12 protein-coding genes and 1 pseudogene are annotated in these 12,400 nt (G+C 54.9%); 7 read left to right on the top strand and 6 right to left on the bottom strand.

Annotation, left to right across the window (positions count from 1 at the left end; all coding sequences use genetic code 11):
• Window positions 1–171 precede the first annotated feature (171 nt).
• The gene (locus QP888_RS05575) at window positions 172–303 is read right to left on the bottom strand and encodes a hypothetical protein (protein ID WP_284812513.1); all 132 of its coding nucleotides are present in this window, start codon (window positions 301–303) and stop codon (window positions 172–174) included.
• A gap of 388 nt (window positions 304–691) precedes the next feature.
• On the opposite strand from QP888_RS05575, the gene QP888_RS05570 reads away from it, so the two are divergent.
• Window positions 692–1,624: a hypothetical protein gene (locus QP888_RS05570; protein ID WP_284812512.1), complete on the top strand. Its 933-nt coding sequence runs from the start codon at window positions 692–694 to the stop codon at window positions 1,622–1,624.
• Window positions 1,625–2,061: 437 nt separating this feature from the next.
• Here QP888_RS05570 and QP888_RS05565 read toward each other — a convergent pair.
• Window positions 2,062–2,517 (bottom strand): annotated as a pseudogene (locus QP888_RS05565) (ZIP family transporter); the annotation flags it as partial.
• A 140-nt stretch (window positions 2,518–2,657) separates the two neighbouring features.
• On the opposite strand from QP888_RS05565, the gene QP888_RS05560 reads away from it, so the two are divergent.
• Window positions 2,658–3,389 (top strand): hypothetical protein, encoded by a 732-nt coding sequence (locus QP888_RS05560; protein WP_284812511.1) that lies wholly within the window; start codon window positions 2,658–2,660, stop codon window positions 3,387–3,389.
• On the opposite strand, the gene QP888_RS05555 is transcribed toward QP888_RS05560, so the two are convergent.
• From QP888_RS05555 to ychF, 3 genes are read right to left on the bottom strand one after another with little or no spacing between them, the layout of a single operon-like run.
• Window positions 3,370–4,134: a PIG-L deacetylase family protein gene (locus QP888_RS05555; RefSeq protein ID WP_284812510.1), complete on the bottom strand. Its 765-nt coding sequence runs from the start codon at window positions 4,132–4,134 to the stop codon at window positions 3,370–3,372. The genes QP888_RS05560 and QP888_RS05555 overlap by 20 nt on opposite strands.
• Window positions 4,135–4,170: 36 nt before the next feature.
• The gene (locus QP888_RS05550) at window positions 4,171–4,869 is read right to left on the bottom strand and encodes a queuosine precursor transporter (RefSeq protein WP_284812509.1); all 699 of its coding nucleotides are present in this window, start codon (window positions 4,867–4,869) and stop codon (window positions 4,171–4,173) included.
• A gap of 5 nt (window positions 4,870–4,874) precedes the next feature.
• On the bottom strand, window positions 4,875–5,960 hold the full coding sequence (ychF, locus tag QP888_RS05545) for a redox-regulated ATPase YchF (protein ID WP_284812508.1): 1,086 nt from the start codon (window positions 5,958–5,960) through the stop codon (window positions 4,875–4,877).
• Window positions 5,961–6,046: 86 nt separating this feature from the next.
• On the opposite strand from ychF, the gene QP888_RS05540 reads away from it, so the two are divergent.
• From QP888_RS05540 to QP888_RS05530, 3 genes are read left to right on the top strand one after another with little or no spacing between them, the layout of a single operon-like run.
• The gene (locus QP888_RS05540) at window positions 6,047–7,549 is read left to right on the top strand and encodes an AI-2E family transporter (RefSeq protein ID WP_502869123.1); all 1,503 of its coding nucleotides are present in this window, start codon (window positions 6,047–6,049) and stop codon (window positions 7,547–7,549) included.
• 27 nt (window positions 7,550–7,576) lie between these two features.
• Complete coding sequence (locus QP888_RS05535) at window positions 7,577–8,788, top strand: DNA recombination protein RmuC (protein WP_284812507.1); 1,212 nt, start codon at window positions 7,577–7,579, stop codon at window positions 8,786–8,788.
• Between the two features lie 11 nt (window positions 8,789–8,799).
• On the top strand, window positions 8,800–9,615 hold the full coding sequence (locus QP888_RS05530) for a DUF6542 domain-containing protein (RefSeq protein WP_284812506.1): 816 nt from the start codon (window positions 8,800–8,802) through the stop codon (window positions 9,613–9,615).
• Between the two features lie 74 nt (window positions 9,616–9,689).
• On the opposite strand, the gene QP888_RS05525 is transcribed toward QP888_RS05530, so the two are convergent.
• Complete coding sequence (locus QP888_RS05525) at window positions 9,690–10,679, bottom strand: 4-hydroxy-3-methylbut-2-enyl diphosphate reductase (RefSeq protein WP_284812505.1); 990 nt, start codon at window positions 10,677–10,679, stop codon at window positions 9,690–9,692.
• 107 nt (window positions 10,680–10,786) lie between these two features.
• On the opposite strand from QP888_RS05525, the gene xseA reads away from it, so the two are divergent.
• Complete coding sequence (xseA, locus tag QP888_RS05520; RefSeq protein ID WP_284812504.1) at window positions 10,787–12,025, top strand: exodeoxyribonuclease VII large subunit; 1,239 nt, start codon at window positions 10,787–10,789, stop codon at window positions 12,023–12,025.
• 78 nt (window positions 12,026–12,103) lie between these two features.
• The gene (locus QP888_RS05515) at window positions 12,104–12,391 is read left to right on the top strand and encodes an exodeoxyribonuclease VII small subunit (RefSeq protein ID WP_284812503.1); all 288 of its coding nucleotides are present in this window, start codon (window positions 12,104–12,106) and stop codon (window positions 12,389–12,391) included.
• The last annotated feature ends 9 nt before the right edge of the window (window positions 12,392–12,400 follow it).

Genomic DNA, 12,400 nt, shown 5'->3' with positions numbered 1-12,400 from the left:
GTGCCGCTCCCACCGAGCCAAGGCCTTAGCGTCGGCGTCGTCCACCGGTAGCCCAAGGCTTTGGTGAAGTAGTGCCCGCTGCCATCAGCCGTGAGGGTGGCACGGCCACACCGTGAGGTGTAATCCGTCCATGTGGACTACTCGGCGTAGATGTCGGCGGCCGGGTCAAGGTCATAAGTCACCGGACTCGGCGGTTAATACCTCGGGACGATCGACCTTGAGCGCGGCGAAACGTGCCCGGTGGCCTGTTAGCTCTTCCATGCGGTCGAGCACGTCACGCTCACCGTTCGGCGTATCGCTCACGTCGTTAAACGCCATAGCGCGAGCTAGTGGGGCGTAGTCGTCGAGGTTGTCAAGCCGTGCCCATGCCCCACTGCTCGACGGTAGATAGAGATTGTGGCCTCGGGCGTGATGCCCGGGTCGATAAGGTCTAGCACCTCGGCAATCCGCCCGGTTGTTGCGGCTTTGTCTCGGGCTACGTCGTCAAATGCTGCCAACGCTTTGGCTGATTGGGTGCGCCGCGTCGATATGGTGGAGTGGAGGAAGGAATTCTTCAACGGCAGGTCGTAACGTCAGCCCAAGGCCGTGGCTGGTCAGTTCTTTTGGAATGTGGAGACGCAGCGTAACGGTAGTAACGTTCCGACCACAAGTTTTCCGAGCTTCTTATCCGTCGAATTGTTAACATTGTCTCATGATTAACCCATGGAAAGATTTAGCCCCCAACAACGATGGCGAATATGTGGCGAATTGCGATAAAGATGCTCTTGGGCCATTTCTTGCGATCGGGGATGTTAAAAAGAAGCTTCAGCTCAATGTTCTACCTGAGCCGTTTATTGGAGATCCTTCCACCGCTTCTTTTGTGGCGTTGCAACTAAACCCGGGTGGCAGCCGTTCAGACGATACTGCGAAGCGAATCTCTAGCGACGTCAGGGCCTTCCGTCCTAAATGCGAAGAGATTCTTGCTAATCTTTCCGGTGAAAAAAGGGAAATGTATTGGGCTGAACCCACTCCGAATCTTGGGAAAGGTGAAGAGGAACCACTTTATAGTTCCCCCCATACTTGGTATTTTGGGGCGGAAATCGAGACGGAATCTGGATGGAAGTCTCTCTTTAATAGTGCCCGTTTTAAGCTTCTGCTGCTTGCACTGACTTCTCCACGCGCTAGGGAAGATCTGAGGGCGCTTAAAAAACCCGATATCGACAACTTCCATAACGTTGTTTTGGCTACTGAGGGTGAGAATTTTCCTTCGAGCCTCGACCGTGCCTACGGGATTCTTAGGAAAAAGTTCGCCGTAATCGAATACTTTCCGTACCATTCCGAAAAGGCGGATACATATAAGATCGAAAATTCAAATCTGCCTAGCCAAGAGTACACAAAGTACCTTCTTGAACAGGCGTTTGACAGTGGCGCTTACATTTTCTTGACGAGGTCTGTCAACGCATGGAAAAAGCTCGAAACTACGTTGTTCGAACACGGTGAGCGGTTGATCGTTGCATCTAATAAACAGTCTCCAACCTTTACGCCAAACAATGTTCGCAAGTGGGATAGTGTTACGAGGCGTGAGGGGGATAAAGATCCCAACCTATTCTGGAATGTCGTAGAAAAACTCGATCCGCAGGAATGAGGTCGAAGAGCGCATCGGCCGGAAAACAACTGCCTGAACCTTTCGTGCCATTCGAGGAACTTCTAGCCGGTGGTTCCTAAGCAGCCTTCATGCCCACGCGTTTCGAACAAAGTCGGGCGATCGATCGCAATAACGGATCTGCGGGGACGAGCGTGATTTCTGGGAGCACTTCGAGCGTAAGAAGAAGCGGAAACGACATCGACCTAAAGATGTCGATGCTCCCGGCAGTGCTAAGAGAGCTGAAGGAGCAGGTGATGCGCCTCCGCTGGCAAATGAGCACCGGCTGGTACTGGGAAGTGCCAGCAAAGGTCTTGCGGGCTTTGCCCAGGGTTTTTGCAATGCGCTTTTGGCGTACTCATTCGCTCAGAATAGGTGGCACTTTCTGCGTGCCAGAGCTTCCTCGATTCAGATCGTACCCACAACCCGGGTTCTGCTTAACCCGACAAAGTCGCTGCCGCCCACGCTTTCCATCTAGAACCCAGGGCTTCGCGCAGCGGAATCGCCACCGCAATCCCTTCCGGGATGTTGTGAATAGCAATCGCCACGGCAGTAAACACCCCGGTCTTAAGAAATCGAGCTCTCGGGTCGTTGTGCAGCTGTAACGGCTCGTGCGGGTTCACCTCTTCGGGAACCAACCGATCGATGATGAGAATCATGAGGATTCCGGCAAAAAATCCGGCGACCGCCCAACCGCCAATGGATTCCATGGCCTTCGGTAAGATTTCGACGAACGAAACGTAGAGCATAACACCAGCAGACAACCCCAATGAGGCGGCCATAAACGCTGGCCCAGGGCGCTTTTTGGCAACTGCGATCGCGCCGCCGATTCCGGTGGAAAGCCCGGCGGCGAGCGTGAGCGCGAACGCGAATAAGATCGTGGAAATGTCGTACATCGTTTCCCGAAGGTCAGTGACTGATTAAACTAAGCGGTGTTGTATTGCAGAGTGGTAGTGCAGATCGTTCATTGCCGAAGATCTATTACCAAGCATGTTAAACGTGCCGTGCACATTGCGCGACAGTCAGGGTGATTCAAGTGCAGAATTTTCCGCTGCCAACTAGCGCCGTCCACATCAGCGACCCGATCGTGGCCGAGCGCGTATTCAGTGCAGCCGTACTCAGCCTGCCCATGGTGCAGGTAGACCAGCCGCAAGGCAGACATGCACGCGAAACTGGCGGGCAGCCAGTCGAAATAGAACTTCCCGTCACTATGACGTTCCACGGAGCTTGGCGCGTCCATGCAGCCACGGGCGTGATTGCACTACTTGCCGACGTCGACGCCCTGCAGTCGCTGCGCACAGTGAGAATTTCGGCGACTGCACGAATCAGTCTCGGCACCGGCCGGATCCGGGTCGAGATCCTCGCGCCCATCGCTCCATGGATCGTAGCGGTGAACAACCCCGAAGGCCCCGTCATTGTTGGGTCACGGTATTTCCCGGTGCAGTCGGGATACGACATGCGCAATTATGGCACTTCGCATATGTATGCGGTTGTTGCAGGAACCAGCGTGTTTCTCGATGGCAATAAATTAGGCACGCTTGCTTTGCCAGAGCCAGTTGAGTCCCCAATCAACGTACGGGCATACTGTGCAGACGGGCAGATGGTAGTGGCTTTACCTGCCGGTGCACCACGTTTCGTGACGATACCGGCTTTAGCGCAGCCATTAGATATTTACCCGGCTGCAGCGATCGTGCAACCGTTACCGCACGGTAACCGAGTCATTCACCAACCAGTGCCTCCGGAAACTCCTACAGACGATAAACTTTAAACTTCACGTGCGGGGAGCCGCTACGGTCCTCACCACGCAATACCGTGGGAATGAAATCTTTCGCCGCCGGGTGGTCGTCCAACTCATCTAGGTAGCGCTCGTGGCAGGCCAGCGAGGAAATCGCTGCCTGTTCATCGTCGTCACCAACGTGGTAAATATGGTCAGAGTCTACATCGCTGACGATCCAAAATCGCTGAGCTGACCATGCCGGTTCGTCCATGTCACGGAATACCCACGGGTTTGCAGCATCTCGCGCGGCATCCAGGGCAGCGAGTCCTACTACTCGGTGATCAGCTTGGTTTAACCCACCCGGCAATTCCATCCCCATGGGCAGCGTCACGATGGCATCAGGTTGGAACTGGCGAATCTTGCGTGCAATGACCTGCCGTAATTCTAGGCTATAGACCAAGTGGCCATCCGGGAAGTCTAAGATCTCCAGCGAATCCACCCCCACTGCCTGGCACGCACGCCGCTGTTCGTCGGCACGCAACGGGCCGCATTTTTCTGGCGTCATCGAAGCAATGCCCGCCTCGCCAGAAGTCAGTAACAAATAACCGACCTCGATGTCTTCTTGCTGGATCCAGGCATGCGATGCCGCCGAGAGACCGTATTCCGGATCATCGGGGTGTGCGACGACCACCAGTACCTTTGTGATGTCGGTAAGCTCCAGCGGTGCAAGTGCAGTGCCACTGTTGCCACCGTGTTGGCGGGTATGCGAATAATTATGATTGCGTTCCGTGCTCATGCACCCCATTATGCCGACCCATCGCTGGCACCGACCTCAGCTGTACCGCTCGCGCTTTTTCACCCATCCAACCACGCTATAGGTCACGGGCAATAAGATCGCTTCCATCGCGGTCTTCCATACGAACCCCACAGTGACGTAATTGATGAGATCAGGCAGTGTACTAATGCCGATCGCGGTAGCGGCGATCAGGCAAAACACCAGGGTGTCGCCGAATTCGCCAACCACGGTTGAGCCCATCAGCCGCTGCCACAATGGCGCCGAGGCGTCACGATTTTTCATCTTCGTCAGCACCCAAGCATTCAGCAACTGGCCAACGGCATATCCAGCCAACGACGCTGCGACGATTTGTGGCACCAGCCCGAGCACCGTAGAGAACGCTTCTTGGTTTTCGTAAAAATCCGCCGCGGGTAACCAAATAGCAATATAGAATGCGATGACAGCGCCCAGTGCGGAGGCAAAACCTGTCCAGATCGCAACGCGAGTGGCTTTAAAGCCATAGCATTCTGCCAACACGTCGCCAATGACATAGGCAATCGGGAACAAGAAAAACGCACCATCAGTCACCAACGGGCCAATGGTTACACCCTTACTGGCCGTGATATTCGAAATCACGAACACCACAACGAAAGCTGCAACGAAAATCGGGTAGACCCCAGCACGAACTGGGATATACCTCGCTGTGGACTTCTTATCTGCTCGATCAATCAGCGGTTCTGCGGAATTAGCAGACATTGCAGTTACGCTCCGGTTTTCCAGTCACACACGTCGCCGTCCTGCATAATGTAGTCCTTGCCTTCCAAACGCACCTTACCGGCGTTGCGGGCAGCAACCATCGAACCAGCTTCATCCAAGTCAGAAAACGATACGATCTCGCCTTTAATGAAGGTTTTTTCGAAATCGGAGTGGATCACGCCAGCTGCCTGTGGTGCGGTGGCACCTTTCTTGATGGTCCAGGCACGGGCTTCTTTCGGTCCGGCCGTCAGATAGGTCTGCAATCCCAAGGTTTCAAAGCCGGCGCGAGCCAGCGTATTCAGTCCTGGCTCCGTTTGTCCGACAGATTCCAAAAGCTCAGCAGCTTCGTCTTCTTCCAGTTCCAACAGCTCGGTTTCGGTTTTCGCATCCAAGAACACACAATCTGCTGGTGCCACCAATTCTGCCAATTCCGCGCGCTTCGCCTCGTCGGTCAGTACTCCCTCATCGGAGTTAAAGACGTACAAAAACGGCTTGGTGGTCATCAGATGCAGCTCACGCAATGGAGCTAGTTCAATTTCACCGTTTTTGGCCGCTGCATACAGGGTGCGATCATCTTCCAGGATCGCGCGTGCTGCTTTTGCTGCTTCGACAACCTCGCCTAAATCTTTATTCTTTTTCGCGTCTTTTTCCAGCCTAGGCAGCGCCTTTTCCAGAGTCTGCAGGTCCGCGAGTATCAGCTCAGTGTTGATGATCGAAATATCGCTGGTGGGGTCCACCTTGCCGTCCACGTGGATCACGTTATCGTCGGCAAAGGCTCGGACCACCTGACAGATCGCATCAGCCTCCCGGATATTTGACAGGAAAGCATTGCCCATGCCTTCGCCTTCCGAGGCACCTTTCACGATGCCAGCAATATCAACGAAGGACACGATGGCTGGCAGGATACGTTCTGAGGAAAAAATTTCTGCTAAACGGCGCAATCGCGGATCCGGCAGTTCCACCTGGCCAACGTTGGGCTCGATGGTGGCGAACGGATAGTTCGCTGCCAAAATTTCGCTACGGGTCAGGGCATTAAACAAAGTGGACTTGCCGACATTGGGCAATCCGACGATTCCTAAAGTAAGACTCACAGCGCTCATCCTAACTTATTAGCTGCACAAGCTTCGACCTCTGGGCTTCTTCGCCTCACTGCTGTGAATAAGGCATGATAATAGGCGTGAGTACAAAGCCAAACCGAGCAAGCGATTCCGGAGAAGCGGAGTCTGCTCCGCAGGATATCGAGTGGTCGGAAATCACACCGCACCCACCCGGCGATCAAGTCGATCGTTCAGTGGTGCTCGGCCACGTCATCAAGGAGGCCGCCACCTGGGCTCTGCGCCTTATTATTTTGGGTGTTTTTGTCTACTTTTTGGGCCGCATCCTCGGTCGTTTCTGGGCAGGCGTACTTCCCATCACCTTTGCGCTGATCATCTGCACGGTTTTGGCCCCTATCTCGAGCCGCTTACGCAAAGCGGGTTTTCCCAGCGCACTCGCGGCATTACTGACCTTGAGTGGATTCGTCGGGTTGGTCAGCGGCACCATTTTTTATATTGCACCGGATTTTGTCCGTCAATCCCAAGGGCTTTACTTACAGACGGTTGAAGGCATCCAACGCGTGCAGGTCTGGCTACAAGGCCCGCCGCTGCATCTCAATAGTGAAGACCTATCCAACGTCATTGAAGAAATATTCACTTGGTTACAGGAACAAGCCGACACCATCGTCGGCGGTGTATTCGCAGGTATAGAGACCGCAACATCAGTAGTGATCACTATTTTCGTCGTCTTGGTATTGACATTTTTCTTCCTCAAAGACGGACATAAATTCCTGCCTTGGCTACGCCGCGCCACCGGACGTCGTACCGGATGGCACTTAACCGAGCTGTTCACCCGCGCATGGCTCACCCTCGGCGGATTCATCCGCGCACAAGCGTTGGTGTCCCTGATCGACGCGGTGTTCATCGGCCTCGGCCTAGTCATCATCGGCGTGCCTCTGGCATTGGCCCTGGCTATCATTACCTTCATGGCGGGATTCATTCCCTTCGCCGGCGCTATCACCGCAGGCGCCTTGTCGACGCTGATCGCACTGGTGAGTCTCGGTTTCACCGAGGCAATTATAGTGTTGATCCTCGTCGTCGCTGTCCAACAAATCGAAAGCAATATTCTGTCTCCCTGGTTCCAGGCACGCGCGATGAACCTACACCCAGTCGTCGTTTTAATCTCTGTGATCACCGGCGCCGCCCTGTTTGGTCTCATCGGTGCGTTCTTGGCCGTACCAGTCGCTGCAATGGTCGCAGTGTGCTACCGCTATATTCAGGATCTGCTGACATTAGATTCTGGAGAACGCCGCGCCCGCGATATCACTTCTGTCACCATCGCCGGTGAGCTAGCTGCGAAATTTACCGAAGATAACGGTCGCAGCCTGCGTCGAACTTGGCGTCAAGATGGCAGCTCGCAGGCCCACGCCCACGAGGATGCCGCCAAATACACCAAAGAAGCCACAATCCATCTTGACGACGACCTCGAGGATCTCTTAGAAAAACGCATCGATCTGGATGCGCGTCCACAGAACAACGATCCAGAACGCCACAAACACCGTCTTGCCACCGAGCGTTTGGAACGTTGGTGGTCGAAACTGTCGCGATCCAGACCAACCGACCGCGATAGCAGCGGGAAAAGCTAAGCAACACGAAGATTTTCGAGTGAATTCATGACTATCTCTGCAGCTTCCGTCGTTGGCATGATCATTGCGCTTCTTTTGGGCATCGCGCTCGGGTGGTTTGCCCATGGCAGCCGCCAACAGCACCAAACACAGCGGCTTCCTGTCGGCGCGTCGGATACAACACCAGCCCCAAACGGCTCAACTCCAGACAGCTCAGTTCCGGCAGGCCCGGCACCGGTCACACTAACGCCTGCCCTGGAGTCACTGGCGGTCGTCGAACGCTCACTCGCAAATATCGACGGGCAGTTGCGCGCTATGGAATCTGAGCGCAGCCACACCGCGGCTTCGCTGAGCAGTCAGATGCAAGCACTATCTCGTACCTCCACCCGCTTGAACGAGCGGACTGATCAGCTGGTCAATGCGTTACGCAGTCCAAACGTACGTGGACGCTGGGGCGAGATGCAGCTCGAGCGCGTCGTCGAGTTAGGTGGCATGGTTGAGCACTGCGATTTCAAAACGCAAGCAACTGCGCGGCTGGGCGATAAAATCGTGCGCCCCGATATGATCATCCATTTGGCTGGTGGTAGACAGATCGTCGTTGATGCCAAAGTACCGTTTTCTTCGTATCTGGATGCGCTCGATACTAATGATCCAGAAGAACACGCCGGCTATTTGCGTCGGCACGCGCACTTAGTACGCACACACGTGGCAAACCTTTCCGCCAAGCCTTACCTCGATGCTTTCCAGCCGAGTCCGGAGTTCGTTGTCATGTTCGTGCCTGCTGATCCATTTCTGGATTCTGCTTTGAATACCGACCCGGACTTGCTGGAATACGCTTTCGAGCGCAATATCGTGATCGCAACGCCTACCAGTCTGTTCGGGTTGCTGCGCACAGTGGCGCTGGGTTGGCGCCAAGAGGATTTTTCCGACAAAGCACAAGAAATTCACGAGCTAGGCAGACAATTGTATTCTCGGTTAAATACCGTTGGAGAACACTATAATCGCGTGGGACGAAGCCTCGACAAAGCAGTCGATGCGTACAATTCAACCCTTTCCTCGCTGGATTCCCGAGTGATGGTCACGGCACGGCGACTCGCCGAGATGGGCGTGAGCTCACGAGAGACAACCAAGCCGTACCATGCTGCACAGCGATCTCGGCACAGCGTCACAAATCCTTACACTGATGACGGAGAACTGGGTGTAACCTCCACCCCGCTAAACCCAGATGTCGCAGACTATCACGGCCCTAACTTGGGCTAAGATGATCGATTGTGTCTACCCAGTCTCGAAGGTCCCCCGCGCCAGGTTTCACAGGCCTGTCGTTGTCGTTTGCACTCGTACTTGTGCTGGCCGCCAGCGTGACAGGATTATTACTGAGTATTTTGGCTAACGGCCTCGGCTGGCCGTTTTTGTTGTGCTTTTTAGTCGCTGCAGTATTTGTCACACTGTTTGTGGAGCCAGAATCGCTGTTTCTTACTGTGGCACCACAGCCCTTATTTTTTGGAATTTTCGCGTTTTTCACTTCGTGGGCCAACAACGCAGCTGCAGCGCCAGACGGGGCAAATTGGGCTTCTCGGACAATGGTATGGACATCAATTTATGCGGTGGTCGAATACTTCCCAACGCTCGCACTCATCACGGTGCTCACGGTAGTCATCGCTGTTGTACGCCTCATGCTGTTGCGCGGGCAGGCAAAGATTCATGACCGTTCGCGTCGTCAGCGACGCACCAACCAGCGGGAGTCTGACCGCCGTAATATCCGCTCAACATCCCGGGCCCGTGAGCGCACCAACCGGGTCACGGTGGAAGAACTCATGGCCCGCAATCGCGCTGATAACGTCACGCGCTCGCCGGTTCGATCCTCGCGTTTGCCCCAATCACAAACCGAAAATCGGCTGCGACCACAGCCGCAACGACAGCCTCGATACGCAGAGACCGAAAGCGGACAGAAAGAATATATCCGACCCGCAGAGCCACAGCGTACGGTTAACCGGCGGTCTACTAACCGGCAGTCCACCGCTAACGCACAAGATAATTATTCCAGCAGCACAACGCGGCAACGCAGAACAAATCAGCCGCGTTATTAACGCATCTAGTCAATAACGCGGCTGATTAATTAAACGGGGCCCGCAGCCGGATTAATGGCTTACGGCTTAGCAACTTAATTGTGAGCCGGTTTTTTCCGATTACGATTACGCGCTGGACGCAGATCGCGGGGCAGTGAAAATTGGATAGTTTCGGTAGTCGTCGTCACTTCTTTGACACGAGAATAACCGCGCTGATCCAACCATTCGACGACGTCACGCACCAATAATTCCGGTACCGAAGCACCACAGGTGACGCCGACTGTTTCCACGCCATCCAGCCATTCTTCTTTGATCTCGTCGGCAAAGTCCACCAAATACGACGCTGTGGAACCGGCATCAAGCGCGACTTCAACCAAACGCTTGGAATTCGATGAATTGGTAGAACCCACCACTATCATCAATTCGCAATGCGGAGCAATCGCGCGTACTGATTCCTGGCGGTTTTGCGTCGCGTAGCAGATATCGTCGCTCGGTGGGTTTTCCAGGTGTGGGAAACGCTCGCGCAGCTTGTTCACGATATCCATGGTTTCAGTGACCGACAGCGTGGTTTGTGAAAGCCACACAATTTTTTCATCAACCAGAGATTCTGGCAGCTGGCCGACACCTTCGACGCCGTCGACAAGATAAGTTACCTCTGGCGCGTGCCCGGCGGTACCTTCGACCTCCTCGTGGCCTTCGTGACCAACGAGCAAGATATGGTAGCCATCCCGGGCAAAGCGTTCCGCTTCCCGATGTACCTTGGTCACCAGCGGGCAGGTTGCATCAAGCGTGAGCTGCTTACGCTCAGAAGCTTCGGCACGTACAGCCGGTGAGATTCCGTGCGCAGAAAACACCAAGTGTGCACCTTCAGGCGCTTCTTCGGCTTCATTGACGAAAATAACGCCTTTCTTCTCGAAGGATTGCACGACGTATTTGTTGTGCACAATTTCTTTGCGCACGTAAATCGGCGCGCCATATTTTTCTAAGGCCTTTTCCACCGTCTCTACGGCACGGTCCACTCCGGCGCAATATCCTCGGGGTGCCGCGAGGAGAACATTGGGTTCTTGCACAGCCTGTTCAGTCATGCCTTCCAGGGTATCCAATACGTCAACACCCAGTACAATGGGCGAGCATTAGGACGGCTTTTTCAGGTCGGCCAGCACATACTCGTCGTGAAGCGAAGGGATCATTGTTGAGTAGACCACCCGCAACATTCGAGAATCCATGGTCAGTCAGCACTGTTAATACCGAGGTCAAAGGCTGGATTGAGCGGCTTGGCTATGTGTGGGTGGAAGGTCAGCTCACCCAAATCAATATGAAACCTTCGTGGAAGCTATCCTACCTCACGCTGCGCGATGTAAACCAAGAAATGTCGGTCTCATTGACGGCTTCCACGGCGTTGTTGCAAAATCTACCAACCCCAATCAAAGATGGCGACCGCATCGTGGTTTATGGCAAGCCCGCGTTTTATGCCGGCCGGGGTTCATTTTCGCTGTGGGTCACCGAAATCCGTCACGTCGGAGTTGGCGAATTACTAGCCCGTATCGAAAACCTGCGTCGGGCATTGGCTGCAGAGGGGCTTTTCGACGCCTCGCGGAAGCTGCCGCTTCCCCATCTTCCGCGCACCATCGGTTTGATCACCGGCCGCGGCTCGGCAGCAGAACGCGACGTGTTGTCTGTCGCCCGCGACCGGTGGCCACAGGTTAATTTCCGGGTACTCAACACCGCCGTGCAAGGTGCCCAAGCCGTGAGCCAAGTGATAGAGGCACTAGAGAAATTGGATGCTGATGATGAGGTGGATGTCATCATCATCGCGCGCGGTGGCGGCAGTGTCGAGGATCTTTTGCCGTTTTCGGAAGAAGCGCTGCAGCGCGCTGTGTCTGCCGCACGCACCCCGGTGGTTTCGGCGATTGGGCACGAACCTGATTCGCCGGTGTTGGACAATGTGGCCGATCTGCGCGCAGCAACCCCGACGGATGCGGCTAAACGGGTGGTCCCGGATGTTGCCGAGGAACACGCACTTCTCGACGAAGCACGCGCCCGCATGGCACACGCCGTCGGTCAGTGGGTAGCCCGGGAGCGAAACAATCTGGATTCGTTACGTTCTCGTCCTGTCCTGGCGGACCCGCGCACGCCCATTAAAGCCCGGCGCGATGAGCTCGATACTGCACTGAGTTCAATTCGGCGCGAGATGCGGCATGTGCTCGGTCAGGAGACTTCTCGGGTGGCTGCGTTACGCGGACAGGTTTCGGCGTTGGGTCCGGCATCGACCTTAGAGCGTGGTTATTCCATCGTGCAGGTGCTTCCACGTGACGGTGGTTCGGAAGTGGTAACCACCATCGACCAGTCACCTCCTGGTTCCCAGCTACGAATTCGTGTCTCTGATGGCTCGATCACCGCGGCGGGCATGGGAACCCAACGCGCGGATTAGCCCGTTGACAAGCGAGCATCATTGTTAGCCAGTGAGCCAGTGAACCAGTCAGCAAATTATTTCAAGAAAGGTTGCACCATGAACGATTCTTTTGGCACCGGAAACCCGAGCGAGCAAACCCCTGTTGAAAACCTCAGCTATGAACAAGCCCGCGACGAGCTCATCGAAACGGTGAAAATCCTGGAGCTGGGACAGATGGGCCTGGATGAATCACTCAAGTATTGGGAACGCGGAGAAGCTCTGGCTAAGCGTTGTGAGGAGCATTTAGACCGCGCCAGTAAACGCGTCGACGAGGCTATGAATGCCCGTGGTGGTCAGGAACAGCACGATGCTGATACTGACACGGATACGGCTGTCGATTCTTAAGGACGGTTT

The sequence above is a fragment of the Corynebacterium sp. MSK297 genome (genome assembly GCF_030232885.1).
Taxonomy (GTDB): Bacteria; Actinomycetota; Actinomycetes; order Mycobacteriales; family Mycobacteriaceae; genus Corynebacterium.
This window is presented reverse-complemented; position numbering and strand designations above follow the sequence as displayed.